Origin of the sequence: Veillonella sp. DNF00869, assembly GCF_001553345.1 — a bacterium.
Lineage (GTDB): Bacteria > Bacillota > Negativicutes > Veillonellales > Veillonellaceae > F0422.
The window spans coordinates 430759-446821 of sequence record NZ_KQ960771.1 but is presented as its reverse complement, the minus strand read 5'-3'; the positions used below and the strand labels follow the sequence as shown (position 1 = coordinate 446821).

13 protein-coding genes are annotated in these 16063 nt (G+C 40.0%); 12 read left to right on the top strand and 1 reads right to left on the bottom strand.

Translation table 11 applies throughout. The features are described 5' to 3' along the window. Positions 1-38: 38 nt before the first annotated feature. From HMPREF3032_RS06340 to hpf, 4 genes are all read left to right on the top strand, one after another. Entirely contained in the window at positions 39-722 is a 684-nt protein-coding gene (locus HMPREF3032_RS06340; RefSeq protein ID WP_009372151.1) for an amino acid ABC transporter permease, read from the top strand. Then, positions 719-1441, top strand: coding sequence for an amino acid ABC transporter ATP-binding protein (locus HMPREF3032_RS06335; protein ID WP_062403166.1), 723 nt, complete (start codon positions 719-721; stop codon positions 1439-1441). The genes HMPREF3032_RS06340 and HMPREF3032_RS06335 overlap by 4 nt, the downstream gene beginning before the upstream one ends. 641 nt (positions 1442-2082) lie before the next feature. Continuing rightward, positions 2083-2280 (top strand): cold shock domain-containing protein, encoded by a 198-nt coding sequence (locus HMPREF3032_RS06330; RefSeq protein ID WP_009354004.1) that lies wholly within the window; start codon positions 2083-2085, stop codon positions 2278-2280. A gap of 161 nt (positions 2281-2441) precedes the next feature. Further along, positions 2442-2975 carry a ribosome hibernation-promoting factor, HPF/YfiA family gene (hpf, locus tag HMPREF3032_RS06325; RefSeq protein ID WP_009372200.1) on the top strand — a complete coding sequence of 178 codons (534 nt, stop codon included), beginning with the start codon at positions 2442-2444 and terminating at the stop codon, positions 2973-2975. A 182-nt stretch (positions 2976-3157) separates the two neighbouring features. On the opposite strand, the gene HMPREF3032_RS06320 is transcribed toward hpf, so the two are convergent. After that, positions 3158-7066, bottom strand: coding sequence for a phosphoribosylformylglycinamidine synthase (locus tag HMPREF3032_RS06320; protein WP_062403163.1), 3909 nt, complete (start codon positions 7064-7066; stop codon positions 3158-3160). Positions 7067-7298: 232 nt separating this feature from the next. On the opposite strand from HMPREF3032_RS06320, the gene HMPREF3032_RS06315 reads away from it, so the two are divergent. The 8 genes from HMPREF3032_RS06315 to HMPREF3032_RS06280 all read left to right on the top strand — a co-directional run. After that, entirely contained in the window at positions 7299-8855 is a 1557-nt protein-coding gene (locus tag HMPREF3032_RS06315) for an amidophosphoribosyltransferase (RefSeq protein WP_062403160.1), read from the top strand. Continuing rightward, on the top strand, positions 8845-9906 hold the full coding sequence (gene purM / locus HMPREF3032_RS06310) for a phosphoribosylformylglycinamidine cyclo-ligase (RefSeq protein WP_062403157.1): 1062 nt from the start codon (positions 8845-8847) through the stop codon (positions 9904-9906). The genes HMPREF3032_RS06315 and purM overlap by 11 nt, the downstream gene beginning before the upstream one ends. Further along, on the top strand, positions 9899-10522 hold the full coding sequence (gene purN, locus HMPREF3032_RS06305; RefSeq protein ID WP_062403154.1) for a phosphoribosylglycinamide formyltransferase: 624 nt from the start codon (positions 9899-9901) through the stop codon (positions 10520-10522). The genes purM and purN overlap by 8 nt, the downstream gene beginning before the upstream one ends. 19 nt (positions 10523-10541) lie before the next feature. Further along, positions 10542-11843, top strand: a complete 1302-nt coding sequence (gene purD / locus HMPREF3032_RS06300) for a phosphoribosylamine--glycine ligase (protein WP_062403151.1) — start codon at positions 10542-10544, stop codon at positions 11841-11843. Positions 11844-11910: 67 nt separating this feature from the next. Next, on the top strand, positions 11911-13095 hold the full coding sequence (gene nhaA, locus HMPREF3032_RS06295) for a Na+/H+ antiporter NhaA (protein WP_062403148.1): 1185 nt from the start codon (positions 11911-11913) through the stop codon (positions 13093-13095). A 171-nt stretch (positions 13096-13266) separates the two neighbouring features. After that, positions 13267-14271: a FecCD family ABC transporter permease gene (locus HMPREF3032_RS06290; RefSeq protein ID WP_062403145.1), complete on the top strand. Its 1005-nt coding sequence runs from the start codon at positions 13267-13269 to the stop codon at positions 14269-14271. After that, entirely contained in the window at positions 14271-15077 is an 807-nt protein-coding gene (locus tag HMPREF3032_RS06285; protein ID WP_062403142.1) for an ABC transporter ATP-binding protein, read from the top strand. The genes HMPREF3032_RS06290 and HMPREF3032_RS06285 overlap by 1 nt, the downstream gene beginning before the upstream one ends. Beyond that, positions 15074-16063 (top strand): ABC transporter substrate-binding protein (locus tag HMPREF3032_RS06280; RefSeq protein ID WP_072270770.1); only part of this gene is annotated, 990 nt, incomplete at its 3' end. The genes HMPREF3032_RS06285 and HMPREF3032_RS06280, both read left to right, overlap by 4 nt.

Below are 16063 nucleotides of genomic sequence, written 5' to 3'. Positions count from 1 at the left end.
TCCTTATCTGTGTTGAATGAAAGGATGGATAGGTAACGATGGATTTTAATTGGCAGTTAATTGTCGACTCTTTACCCCTGTTAATTGGAGGGGCTGGAATTACAATTCAAATTACCCTCATGAGTGTGGGCTTTGGTTTCTTTATTGGACTAGTAGTGGCGCTAATGAACTTATCACGATTTAAAGTGATTCGTTTGATCGCAAAATGTTATGTAGAACTATTTCGTGGCACACCACTATTAGTACAAATCTTTATGATTTACTTTGGTGGTCCTAAATTATTGGGGGCTATCGTTAATGCCAATGGTGCGCCAGAACCAATTGGGCCCTATTTAGCCGCCGTCTTGGCTTGTTCTATAAACTCTGGTGCTTATGTATCTGAAATTTTCCGTGCCGGTATCCAATCTATTAATAAAGGTCAAATGGAAGCAGGTCGCTCTTTAGGTTTAACTTGGTTCCAAACGATGCGCTATGTTATTATGCCACAAGCTTTCAAAGCTATCATTCCACCATTGGGCAATGAATTTATTGCTATGTTGAAAGATACTTCTCTAGTAGCAGTTATTGGTTTTGAAGAATTGACACGTCGAGGACAATTAATTATCGCTCGTACCTACGGTTCCTTTGAAATTTGGACAGCCGTAGCGGTGATTTACTTGATTATGACATTAACCATTTCCCGACTCGTAGCGTACTTAGAAAGGAAATATAATATCAAATGATTCAATTACAGAATGTACATAAATACTTTGGACAATTGCATGTCTTAAAAGGCGTTTCTACAGAAATCGATGCTGGTGAAGTAGTGGTTATTATTGGACCATCTGGCTCTGGTAAAAGTACTGTATTGCGCTGTATGAACTATTTAGAAGAACCAACAGAAGGTGACGTGATTGTAGATGGCAAGAACTTAAATGTGAAAGAAAACATCGACAACGTACGCGCTGAAGTGGGCATGGTATTCCAGCGGTTTAATCTATTTCCTCATATGACTGTACTAGATAATATTACTTTAGCACCACAAAAAATTAGAGGACTTTCAAAATCTGAAGCGGAAAGCATTGCTCGTGATTTATTGGGAAAAGTAGGTTTATCCGATAAAGCAGAGGCGTACCCAGAACAATTATCTGGGGGTCAGCAACAGCGTGTAGCCATTGCTAGAGCGTTAGCGATGAAACCAAAAGTCATGCTTTTTGACGAACCTACATCAGCGTTAGATCCAGAGATGGTTAGTGAAGTATTAGACGTTATGAAAGATTTGGCTAAAGAGGGGATGACTATGGTCATCGTTACTCATGAAATGAGCTTTGCCAAAGAAGTAGCTACACGTGTATTATTTGTAGATAGTGGCGAAATTTTGGAAGAAGGAACACCAGCAGAAGTATTCGATACTCCAAAACATGAACGAACAAAGTCTTTCTTATCAAAAGTTATTCGATAAGACGATATCAGAGAAATATAACTACCCTATATACGGAGTTTCCTATGTAGGGTAGTTTTTTGTTGTGAAATTAAGTATGATATTTAAAATTTTACTAATGAATTGATTGGTATCCCTAGACCTATATGTACTGCTATAAATAGATATATGTAATCATATATCCATTATATGTTGTAAGGAGTATATCGTTTTAGATAGTAGTGATATTTATTTGTATGAGTATAAAATATAGTGAATAACTTACGCAAAAAGAATAATTATGGTATTGTTTCATAATTGTTTATAAAATAAAATAATTATTAAAATGATGCGCATATGGAATAAATAAAACGATATGAATAAAATAGACAAATTCAATCTTGATAATTGACATTATTCATAGATTTATAAAAATAAGGTATAATGTGAATATAAATTGAAAAATATAATGGATATATGAAGCGTAAAATATACCCTAAATGTTTATATTATTAGTATAGAATGAAATAATTGATTAATAGTTTCGTTAAATTATATCGATATGTTATATACTTGAAAATAAAGTGATATTTTGATTGACATCATACATATATAGTGATAACATGAAAGCAAGATTTAGATACTCTAAATCGCTTGCAGTATTAAAGGTAGGAGGAATTATCATGCTTGGGAAAGTAAAATGGTTCAGTGCAGAAAAAGGTTATGGCTTTATTGAAAGAGAAGATGGCAGCGATGTATTCGTTCATTTTTCTGCAATCCAAGAAGATGGCTTTAAGTCTTTATCCGAAGGACAACAAGTAGAATTTGAAATCGTAGATGGCAACCGTGGTCTTCAAGCGGCTAACGTATATAAAGCATAATTTATGAACAAAGCTTAGGGATTCCTAAATAGGGTCCCTAAGTTTTTTTACTTTCACTAAATGTAGAAAAAATATAGAAAAATAAAAAAGGGTTTTCATACTTTCATGTAGAATTATATACATATAGCAACACTATATGTTACACAGAAAGGGTGACGACTATGAAAGTATCTGTAAGAGGAAAAAATCTTGAAGTGACAGCTGCCTTGCGTGAATATATTGAAAAACGGTTGGAAAAGTTATCCCGTTATTTTGAAACACCAGTTACGGTTCAAGTTGTGTTATCTTTAGAAAAAGAAGAGCGTAAAGTAGAAGTGACATGTTTTGTAGAAAGCGTAGTATTGCGTGGTGTAGAGAGTCACTTAGATATGTATGCTGCTATCGATTTAGTGGTGGATAAAATTGTTCGTCAAATCCATAAACATAAAACACGGTTAGCGAAACGATTCCGTAAAGAAACTGGATTCCATGTAGATGTGACACCTGTGGAAGCGATTCCAGAAGAAAAGGAATTAGAAGTAGTACGTCGCAAAAACTTTACTGTACGTCCTATGAGCGTGGAAGAAGCAATTTTACAAATGAATCTATTGGAACATGACTTCTTTATGTTCTTCAATGAAGATACTGAAATCATGAACGTTGTATATCGTCGACATGATGGCAAATATGGTTTGTTAGAACCAGAAGTGGGTTAATTATAATTCATACATCATATATCATATATAAAGGGCTATGATACCATGTGTTACATGTTGTCATAGCCTCTTTTTTGTAAAGCCATATAACGATAGAGGAAGATGGATGCTTTTACTCCATCTTCCTCTATTTGTGTTTTTCAGTTTTTTTTAGTTTGGACTTAGCTTACCGAGCGAGAGTGCTAATCTATAAAGTAGTGCACGCCTGATGCAAAAATAGGCATTACAAGGTTACCATTGATATTTTTATGTATACCATGGCCCAGGCGTTCTATATGAGCCATTTTCCCTAATATTCTACCATCAGGGCTTAATAATCCTTCTACAGCACCTATAGATTGGTTAGGATTCCATCGTGGATCATAGGTAGTATTACCCACAAAGTCTACATATTGTGTGGCAACTTGCCCCTGAGCATAGAGTTCTTCTACTTGTTCTGTTGTAGCAAGGAAACGACCTTCTCCATGAGAAATAGGGACTGTGTAGATGTCGCCTATTTGACAAGCACTGAGCCATGGTGAATTTGTGGATACAACCTTTGTATGGACTATCGTAGAAATGTGACGTCCTATTGTATTGTACGTTAAGGTAGGACTGGTTTGCTCCAATGGTTGGATATGGCCTGTTGGGACTAATCCAAGCTTAATTAGTGCTTGAAATCCATTGCATATACCAAGCACTAAACCATCACGCTTGTATAATAGATTCTCTAAAGATTCTTGCAAGTATGGATTGTGAAACAGGGTAGCTATAAATTTGCCTGATCCAGCTGGTTCATCACCGCTACTAAAACCACCAGGGAAACATACAATTTGAGCACTGTTTATACTGCGTTTTAAGGCTTGAATAGATTCTTGTAATTCTTGACTGCTTCGATTGCGAATGACAAGAGTTTCTATCTTGGCACCATGCTCTGTGAAAGCCCGTGCAGATTCATATTCACAATTGGTGCCAGGGAATACAGGAATCAGCACTTTAGGATGAGATAGAGAAGTATACTTACTACATGGTTTGCTTTGTGTAGTGTGTAGTAGTTTGCTGTTAGCAGAGGTACTGGTATCACCGAAGTTTTTTTCTTTTGCGTAGATAGGAAAGATAGATGCTAAGGAGCTTTCATAGGAATTGGTTAAGTCATCTAATGAGATAGAGGTATCCCCCATCACAATAGAAGGGTCTTCTTGTGTAGTGCCAATATGGTACATGTGAGGTAAGTCCCTTAATGCCTGAGCTGTCACAGTATCCACCTCTATGAGGAAGGAACCACGGAAGGGATAGAACAATATATCTTCAGGAGTTAGAGAAGCAAGGAGACTATCATTCTCTGATGTATTGGCACAGGATTGAGTTATGCTTGTTTGGTCTAGTTCTCGTTTTTTATGCGTAGAAGATACAGCCATAACTAGTCTTTGCAGTTCGTCTTTATGGTAGACACAGCCAATGGCATTGCCTAGACAAGCTTTCACCGTAGCGGGTCCGATGCCATCCTGTTCTACGACATACGCACTATACACTTGTTGCGTGATATTGAAGGAACGCAAGGTTTTACAATGTGCTTTAAAGGCGGCCCAGTTAGGTGTACCATCAGAGAGCTCTGGTACATACAGAAATAGGATGTGATGGTGTGCCTCATGAAAGTGAGGAGAGAGTATGCGATGGATATCCTCGGTGGTGACAGCAAAAGAAATGAGAGAAGGGGGCACATGGAGATCTTGGAATGTACCGCTCATAGAATCTTTACCACCAATGGCGGCTACACCTAATTGGCGTTGCGCCTCATAGGCGCCCAACAGAGCAGATATCACTTTACCCCAGGACATAGGAGTGTTGAGTTTTTCAAAATATTCTTGAAAACTTAGATAAGCTTTAGAGATATCTCCTCCTATAGCGGCTAACTTTGCTAAGCTAAGGAGTATCGCATACTGAGCGCCATGGTAGGGACTCCATTCTGATAGATATGGATCAAAACCATGGGTCATGATACTAGCAGTCGTGGTAGTTCCCTGTAACACAGGAAGTTTTGCTACCATCCCTTGGACAGGAGTTTTCAGATAGGTTCCGCTGAAAGGAAAGAGCACAGTATTCGCACCGACGGTAGAGTCAAACATAGCTCGTAATCCTTCTTGGGAGGTACTGTTCAAATCTTGCAAGGCTTGATGAAAGCGTGTTTCTATGGAAGCTTTGGTTGTTGTATAGAGAGAAGATAGATTCGTAATAAACGAAGGGGAGTGGTTTGCTCTTGGAGATACGATATGAGCTGTAGTACTTTGTGTAGCTCCATTTGTAGCTAAGAACTGACGATGTAGGTTGACGATAATTTCTCCTTGAAAGTCCATCACTAGGCGTCCAGTATTTGTCACTTCTCCTACAATAGTAGCCTCCAAATTTTCCTCTGCACAATAGGAATGGATTCGTTTCCATTGGCTAGGATCAATAATGCAAGCCATTCTTTCTTGGGATTCTGAGATGGCTAGCTCTGTTCCAGTGAGCCCAGTGTATTTTGTAGGTATCGCATCTAGGTATATATGAATGCTATCTGCGAGTTCTCCAATAGCAACGGCTACACCGCCTGCTCCAAAGTCGTTACATCGTTTGATACATTGTGTTACCTCTGGGTTGCGGAATAGGCGTTGAATTTTTCGTTCTGTAACAGGATTTCCTTTTTGCACTTCTGCACCACAGATAGAGAGAGAGTCTTTCGTATGTATTTTAGAAGAGCCTGTAGCACCGCCACAGCCATCACGGCCAGTTTTACCGCCTAGTAAGATAATGAGATCTCCGGGGATGGGGTTTTCACGATGTACATGAGATCGCGGCACAGCACCGATGACAGCACCTACTTCTAAACGTTTAGCTCGATAGGAGTCGTGGTAATACTCACGTACTTCCCCTGTAGGAACGCCAATTTGGTTGCCGTAGGAAGAAAAACCTTTGGCAGCTGTGGTTGTGATGTAGGATTGTGGTAATTTACCGAGCAAAGTATGCTCTTTTGAGACTAAAGGGTTACCAGAGCCAGTGATACGCATGGCTTGGTATACATAAGCACGACCACTGAGAGGATCTCGAATACAGCCACCTAGACAAGTGGCAGCACCACCGAAAGGTTCGATTTCAGTAGGATGATTATGGGTTTCGTTTTTGAACAATAACAGCCATTCTTCTTTTTTACCATCCACCTGTACCGGAACAATGATGGTGCACGCATTGATTTCGTCGGACACATCTAATTGATTTAGTTTGCCTTGATGACGAAGTTCTTGCATAGCCATTGTGGCCATGTCCATTAATGTGGGTGCTACATCAGCTGATGGATTCAGTTGTTGTTTTGTTTCAAGATAGGTTTGATACGTTTTTCTAATCGGCTTGGTAAGGGCAGACTCATCAAAGGTAATCTCCGTTAATTGGGTATTGAATGTAGTGTGGCGACAATGATCTGACCAATAGGTGTCTAATACACGAATTTCAGTCACTGTTGGATTGCGATGCTCTGTTTGAAAATACCTTTGAATACATAGTAGGTCTTCTAGAGTCATGGCCAATTGCATAGAGTGAAGGAGTTCTTCTAGCTTTATTTTCGTCAGGGTGGTGAACTCCTTTATGTGCGAAGTTTCTGGAACTACCGGTGTTACTATATCTAGCGTTGTAGGAAGGTCCATGGAGCTTTCATAGGCATCGATAGATTGCAAAAGATATTGTCGAGCTGTATCTATATGTGTTTTAGTTAGGGGGCCCCTTAAGACATAGATTCGTGCAGTACGTACAGTACTATGATCATGACCAGTGAGGATGGAGAGGCATTGCTCTGCAGCATCAGCACGCTGGTCATATTGACCTAGTATAGGCGCAATAGCAATGGGATGGCCTAGGGAGGACAGGTTTAGTGTAGTACAGGTAGTTTCTATGGGAGGTTCAGAAAAAATGAGGGTTTTAGCACGTTCAAACTCTGATTCTGTGATTCCAGAGATGTCGTATCGTTCGTAGACCCTGAGGTCGGTGAGAGGAATCTGTAAATCTTGCTCAAAGGTCCTACGTAATTGTTCGGATTCCTGTGAAGTAGTTGTGCGAGGAGTGACAAATAGACGGAAAATGTGCATACATAGCCTCCTTTGGGTTAATAGGATGGTAGTGGGATTCTCACTACATCCTATAGTATGTTTGTTAGCATTCCATACATGACTTCTTGTATCTTAAGTATACCACGTTTTTTGTTGATTCCCTGAGTTTGTATTGAAGATAGCTGTGTAGCAAGTTATAATAGAGATAGTTTGACATTTGATAATTTGTCCGTGTGCACGATATGAGTAGAGTATGACTCTAGGGGGCATAATGAAATATGATGGTGTGTTAGATACATGGCATGAGGAATGCGGAGTCTTTGGAGTCTATGACAAGTCCTCTACCATCGGGACAACTATATATGAAGGCCTTGTGGCGTTACAGCACCGAGGGCAAGAAGGAGCGGGTATTGCTGTGGTTCATGAATCACAGATAGATGTGGTGAAAGGACCAGGGCTCGTGAAAGAGGCCTTACAGGATGTTTCTTTCTTAAAAGGTCATATAGGGATTGGGCATGTGCGGTATTCCACTACAGGTATAGAGAATCCTTGTGATGTACAACCCATTGTAGGGGAGTCGCAGTGGGGTGCATTTGCAGTGGCCCATAATGGGAATTTGACGAATGCCCAAGTGTTACGTCGTGAGTTGGAAACCCAAGGCTGTGTGTTTACGACCACAATGGATTCAGAAGTCATCGTCCATTTAATCAACTGCTCCAATGCATCGACCATCCTAGGTGCTATTCAGCAATCTTGTGCGCGATTAGAAGGTGCCTTTTCGTTGACGATTGTTGCCAATGAGATGCTGATAGGTGTGAGAGATCCTCATGGGTATCGTCCTCTTTGTGTAGGACGTACGGCCCATGGGTATGTACTTGCCTCTGAAAGTTGCGCTATAGACGCTATAGAGGGGACTTTCATTCGTGATGTAAGGCCTGGTGAAATAATTCTTATTGATGGAACAGATTTCCGCAGTGTACCGTATCACTCCAGTATAAGATACGAAGTCTCGGACTACCAAAATACTGAGGGTGGTATACAGAGTAGAACTATTTCTCGAGGTGGGGTTGAGGAATTAGAAAATAAAGAAAAAACAAAACAATTACAAGTAGGAAGTGCAGGCGTAGAACAACAGGAGGTAGTGGAACAACATACTTGCGTGTTTGAATATATTTATTTTGCACATCCTACCAGTGTTATCGATGGGCAAGGTGTATCAGAAGCAAGGGTAGCTATGGGACGTCAGCTGGCAAAAGAAACACAATATGAAGCGGATATTGTTATGCCCATACCTAATTCAGGGACTTTGTCTGCTCAGGGATATGCAGAGGAATCTGGTATACCCTATAGGGAAGGGTTAGTGAGGAATCCGAAGGTATTGCGGACTTTCATAGAACCCAACCAAATTAGTCGAGAGGAAGCGGTGCGTAAAAAGTTTAGTATTGTTCCTGATGTGGTACAAGGAAAGCGTATTGTTCTTATTGATGATTCCATTGTACGAGGCACCACAAGTCGACATATCGTTTCCATGTTACGACAAGCGGGAGCGAAAGAAATCTATTTGTGTTTAACTTCTGAACCTATTCGGTATCCTTGCTATTTTGGTATCGATACATCTGATGCAGAAGAGTTGTTAGCTCATCGATATTCCATAGAAGAAATCAGTCAATATATTGGCGTTGATCGTTTATATTATTTGTCTCATGAAGGATTGATGCAGTCTATGAAACAATTAGAAGTACCGCGTTTGTGTGTGGCTTGTTTTACTGGAGAGTATCCAAGTCCTGTAGGGGATGAGTATACCAAGGGAGGTACTTATGTCTGTTGATAATACACCTGTTACTTATTTAGATGCTGGCGTGGATGTAGAAGCGGGGAACCAGCTCATTCAAAAGATTAAACACCGTGTGGAACGCACCTATACACCGGGTGTACTAGGATCTCTAGGTGGTTTTAGTGGGCTCTATTCTTTGGCACAGTACACCATGAAAGAACCCATTCTTGTATCGAGTACGGATGGGGTGGGTACGAAAATTCGCTTTGCCGTCCTCATGAATAAGCATCGCCAGATTGGTCAAGATTGTGTGGCTATGAGTGTGAACGATGTGGTAGCACAGGGGGCGACTCCTCTATTTTTCCTAGACTACATTGCAGTCGGTAAATTGGAACATAATCATATTGAAAGTATTATCGATGGTATTGGTGAGGCTTGTGAAGAATGTGGGTGTGCTTTAATCGGTGGAGAAACATCGGAAATGTCTAGTTTCTACGGTGATGGCAATTATGATTTAGCTGGCTTTGCAGTAGGGATTGTAGATAAGGACCGATGCATTACGGGAGCTTCTATCGAGGCAGGAGATATGGTGCTAGGTTTACCTTCATCAGGTTTACACTCCAATGGGTTTTCCTTAGTGCGCCACATTATCTTAGAAAAACAACAAATGCCATTGGACACCTATGTGGATGAGTTGGGTCGTACTATTGGAGAAGAAGTGTTGACACCAACAAAACTGTATGTAAAACCCATTCTACCACTACTGAAAGAACAGTTAGTGAAAGGGATGGCTCATATAACAGGAGGATCTTTCTACGACAATATTCCTCGTATATTACCCAAAGGGTTGTCTGTCACCATTCATAGTGATGCCTGGCCAGTACCACCTATTTTTAAGCTATTACAAGAATGGGGTCATGTAGAAACGAGAGAAATGTATCATACTTTCAATATGGGCATAGGCATGGTACTTGTGGTGAAACCAGAATTAGTAGAACGTGTGGTAGAAGTGTTACAAGAACAGGGAGAAGTAGTGTACTCCATTGGACTTGTTACAGAAGGGCAGGGAGATGTGACGATTCTTGGTGAGGCATTCCATGCGTAAACGATTGGCTCTATTTGGCAGTGGCAGAGGGTCTAATGGAGAAGCCATCTATAAGGCCATAGAAGCGGGGTATATAGAGGGTGAAATAGTTCTTATCATTAGTGATAGACCCAATGTGGGTATTGTGGAGAAAGGACGTGCTTGGTACATTCCTGTACACATAGTAGAGCCTGCCAACTATGGTACTGAAGCAGCCTGGACACAAGCTATGCTAGATTTGTTACAAGAATATGAAGTGGAGGGCATCTTGTTAGCTGGGTATATGCGTATATTACCATCTACATTTGTGCAAGCGTACAGAGGAAACATCTTGAACATACATCCCTCCTTATTGCCAGCCTTTACAGGCTTACAGGCACAGAAGCAAGCCTTACTAAAAGGCGTAACATACACAGGATGTACCGTTCATTTTGTGGATGAAGGCATGGATACGGGTCCTATCATTGCGCAGGCGGTGGTACCTGTCTATGAAGATGACACGGTGGATACTTTATCAACACGAATCTTGCATGAAGAGCATCGCATCTACCCAGAGGCGGTGCGATTATTTTGCGAGGATGCCTTGAATATAGTGGGATCTCGTGTTGTCATTAAGAAACAAGCTATTATAAAATAGTTTATATTGAGAGGTATCTATGAAAGTATGTATTATTGGCAATGGTGGTCGTGAACACGCATTAGCTTGGAAATTGCACCATAGCCCATCTGTAACAGATGTTTATGTAGTACCAGGAAATGCGGGTATGGCATCCGTAGCAACTATGGTAGAAATAGATTGGAAACATCAAGAAAAATTGATGCCTTGGTTGGTTGAACATCAGATTGATTTAGTGGTAATAGGTCCAGAACTCCCTTTAGTAGAGGGACTTAGCGATGCGATCCGAGCCGTAGGGATTCCTGTGTTTGGACCATCCAAGCAGGCTTCTCGATTAGAAGGGTCTAAGTCGTTTGCAAAAGAATTAATGCGTCGATATGAGATTCCTACGGCAAAGTATGAGGTTTGCCAAGATGTAGAAACTGGAAAAGGCATTATTCATCAATGGGGTGTACCTATTGTATTAAAGAGAGATGGCCTCTGGGGCGGTAAAGGTGTCACTATTTGTGAGACTTTCACAGACGCAGAACGAGTGTTGAAAGAAATGCTGAATAGTTCGGAAGAAAGCGTTGTGATTGAGGAATATATGCGAGGACAGGAGGTATCCTTGTTGTCCTTTGTGGACGGTACTCACGTCTTACCTATGATAGGAGCAAGAGATCATAAACGATTGTTAGACCATGATGAAGGTCCAAATACAGGAGGAATGGGCGCCTATGCACCGGTGCCAGAACTGGATGGCACTTTGGAACAAACCATAGTAGACGCAATAGTAAAACCTATCGTGAAAGCCATGGCAGAAGAAGGTCATCCATATGTAGGGTGCTTGTACACAGGTCTAATGCTTACCGAGGAAGGACCGAAAGTAGTAGAGTTCAATGCTCGCTTCGGAGATCCAGAAACACAAGTGATATTGCCATTATTGCAGAGTGATTTAGGAGTCATCATGTATGCCACAGCTACGGGACAATTAGAGGGGATATCCTTGGAATGGTCGAAACAATACGCTTCCTGTGTTATCTTAGCATCCGAAGGATATCCACAGCAGACCTTGACAGGTCAAAGAATCACAGGAGATATTCATACTATGGATACTGTATCAATGGTATTTCACTCTGGTACAACATATGAAACAGATCACTATGTAACGCAAGGTGGTCGTGTATTAGGTGTTGTAGGGTTGGGGAATACATTGGAACAATCCTTAGAACATGCTTATGAACGTGTATCCATGATTGACTTTGAGGGACGACAGTATCGTAAGGACATCGGTGAATCGAGTATTGGATTTTGTATACATACGCAATATAGAAAAAATTCGATAGATAAAGAATATAATTAGTGATATAATAACAAAAGAATATGTTAGTTATTTAATGATATATATTACATAGTAGAGGGGTAATTGTATGAATCGAATTGTATCTTTTTTTACATCACCATCAGCAGGGGGTGTACTACTCTTTGTAGCTGCTGTGGTAGGAGTGCTATTGGCAAACTCTCCAGTAGAAAGTTTGTACCACTCTTTGCTTCATGCTAAATTAGGACCATTGTCCATTGAATTATGGATTAATGACGTGGCCATGGCGGTCTTCTTTTTATTTGTAGGCCTTGAAGTAAAACGGGAAATGATTGCAGGGGAATTGAATACCAATGCAAAACGATTTTTGCCTGGTATTGCAGCATTTTTTGGCCTTTTAATGCCGGCTTTAATCTATTATTTCATTGTCGGTTATCATCCAGACTTTATTCATGGTTGGGGGATTCCAACAGCTACAGACATTGCCTTTGCCATCGGTATCGTTTCACTCTTAGGTGATCGAGTACCCATTGCAATGAAAGTATTTTTAACTACCTTGGCTGTTATGGATGACTTGATGGCTATTGTTATCATTGCTTTTTTCTATACAGCGGAGTTAAACTTCTTTTACTTATTCGTAGCAGCAATCATCGTGTTCATGTTACAATACGTAAACCGTATGAACTATACGAGACCAATTCCGTATTTAGCATTAGGATTTGGCCTTTGGTTCTGTGTGTTTAAGTCAGGATTGCATGCTACCTTAGCAGGTGTAATTTTAGCGGCGTTTATTCCATACCATGGCATACGTGATGGTCGTCATGTATCTCCATTATCTGAATGGGAACACACCTTAAGTAACTGGGTTACCTACTTAATTATTCCAATCTTTGGTTTTGCCAATGCAGGGGTATCTTTCCACGGATTTACTTTAGAAAGCTTTGCCCATCCAGTTGTATTAGGTGTTGCAGTAGGTTTAGTATTAGGTAAACAAGTAGGAGTATTTGGCACATTGTTCTTACTAGTAAAATCTAAACTAGTGGAAATGCCAGCTCAAACCAATTGGACTCATGTGTATGGTATCGCTCTATGTTGTGGTATCGGATTTACCATGAGCTTGTTCGTATCTTTGTTAGCCTTCCCTCCAGGAGAAGCACAAGAAATGGCAAAAGTTGGTATCTTCGTAGGCTCTATCGTATCTGGTATCTTGGGATATACAGTATTACGGATTGCAGGGCGAAAACAACAAGTAAATGTATCTGAATACGATATGATCAAAGGACAGTATATTTAATTGCATACTTCATAGAGAGTAGAGGCTCTATATAAAAGTCGCAGTGAAAGGAAACTTTTACTGCGTTTTTTTAATTATGCCAATTTTCAATATGTAAAAAAAGTGCTTGCAATATTCGAATTAACTCCCTATAGTAAGTATATAAGAATAAATGAGAATGGGAGGGTGACTATGCATCATTACAAACGGACCATGGTGATAGCAGTCCTTGTATGTGCAGGGATATTCTTACTATCTTTAGTGATGGGACGATTCTTTATTCCGGTTCAAGAAGTATGGAATATATTGCTATCTAAATTTTTAGTATTACCTATCACTTGGGATGCTTCGATGTATAATGTAGTTATGGAGATTCGATTACCTCGGGTATTAGGTGCTATTTTGGTAGGCATTGCGTTAGCTGTATCGGGTACAGCCTATCAAGGAGTTTTCCGCAATGATTTGGTATCTCCAGATTTACTGGGTGTTTCACATGGTGCAAGTGTGGGAGCCTGCTTAGGTATCTTATTACATTTGTCATTGTATGGGGTAGCAATATGTGCCTTTATTGGTGGTATCGCAGCCGTGTGCTTAACCTTGTTATTACCAAAATTAATTCAGAATCAATCGAGGATTGTCCTTGTCTTATGCGGTATCATTGTGTCTGGATTTATGGCAGCCATCATTGGACTACTGAAATACATTGCCGATCCAGATACAGAACTACAAGATATTGTGTATTGGCAGTTGGGTAGCTTGGCAAAAGTTACGTGGGATAATTTATTTTATGTATTACCGATTATTGTGATTGGTACCTTAGCAATTGTAGCCTTGCGGTGGCGTTTAAATATTTTATCGTTATCCGATCAAGAGGCACAGAGTTTGGGTATTAATGTACATAAAGAACGAATTGTCATAATCGTAATTTCTACATTGCTAACTGCAGCAGCAGTATGCTTAAGCGGTACCATTGGATGGGTAGGCTTAGTCATTCCTCATTTATCTCGTATGTTAGTAGGTCATGATCATAAAAAATTGATTCCCGCCGCAATTGTGGTCAGTGCCTCCTTTTTGATGGTAGCAGATTTGTTTGCTAGAGCGTTAACAACAGCAGAGATTCCACTAGGAATACTCTGTGGATTCATTGGAACGCCATTCTTTGCGTGGGTATTGTATAAACAACGGAGGTATTTCTAATGGATTCTTTTGAGCTTTCAGTAGATTCTATCTCTTTTTCATATGGCAAGGGAGAGCCTAATATTTTTACGGATTTATCATTCTCTGTGAAAGCTGGTGATACCTTAGCTCTATTAGGGCGTAATGGGGTAGGAAAATCTACATTGCTTAGTTGCTTGATGTGCTTTCAGCAGGTACAATCGGGGCATATATATTGCAATGGTATAGATTTAGGGAGTGTGTCTATTCAAGAGCGAGCGAAGTTAATTGCTTTTGTACCACAGATTATAGGAGCAGATATAGCCTATACGGTACGAGATTATATATCCTTTGGAGCAACGCTACGAACGGGGATGTTTTCTTCACCAGGAAAAAAAGAATTTCAAAAAACAGATAGCATACTAGAAATGCTAGGGATTACAGAATTACGAGATAAACCGTGTCGCGATTTAAGTGGAGGGCAACGACAATTAGTAGCGATTGGACGTGCTTTATTGCAAGATACGAGATTATTATTAATGGACGAGCCAACATCTGCATTAGATATACGTAATCAAGTGATTGTTCTAGAAACGATAGAACAATTGCGAACACAAGGATATGCTATTATTTTTACTACACATGTACCGGAACAGGCTTTATTACTGAATAGCCGTGTTGGTTTATGTCGTGGTGGAACAATAGATTTTTACGATTCTGTCAATGATGTGACTGTGGAAGTATTGGAGAGAATTTACCGGACCAAGCTTAGTTTATTTTACAGCGAAACGGTACAGCGCACAGTTTGCGTAATCCCACAGTTAGGTCAGAAAGGGGAGGTTTTATGAAGCGTATTGTAGTATTGTTATTAGCTTTATTTACCGCCATTTGTATGTTGGCTGGTTGTGGCACAGAAAATGCATCCCAAGGGAATACATCTTCTACGAGGGTTGTCACAGATATTGATGGAACGGAAGTGACGATTCCAAAAGATATCAAACAAGTAGCAGATTTATGGCATGCTAATAACCAAGTTGTATTGATGTTAGGGGGCGCAGATACACTAGTATCTACTACAAAAAATGTACAAGGATTGCCTTGGTTTGCAAAAGTATATCCTAGAATTAAAGAGATTCCAGCGCCGGTAAAAGGCACAGATGTACAAATGGAGGAAATTCAAAAATTAAATCCACAAGTGGTATTGGCTAGCAATAAGAACCAAATTGAAATGGCTCGCAAAGCAGGTCTTCCAGCAGTACGTGTGAATTTTGCAGACTATGAAGGATTGCGAAAAACAGTGGCTATTACAGCCGATGTATTAGGTGGTAAGGCTATCGATATTAGTAAACAATATTTGGCCTATTTAGATGGTAATGTAAAATTAGCGGAAGAAAAAACGAAACATCTTAGCGATGCGGAACGTCCAACTGTGTTGCATATCGTAGGCGGAGATAATTTATTAAAAGTAGATGGAGACAAAACGATTATTAATGAATGGATTCGTTATGCAGGTGGCAAGAATGCCATTACAACAGAAGGTCCACAAATCGTAGTAACCATAGAAGAAATCATCAAAGCAGATCCAGATATTATCATCATCGGTGGTACACAAGCACAAAAAGGTATTGACCAAATGATGAATGACCCACAATGGGCTAGTTTAAAAGCTGTTAGAAATCATCGTGTATACCGCAATCCTGTAGGAACGTTCAACTGGGATCGATACAGTGCTGAATCAGCATTACAAATCTTATGGGCAGGTCAAATCATTCAACCACAATTATTTGGGGATATTAATTTAGTAAAAGAAACACAAGATTTCTATAAAAACTTT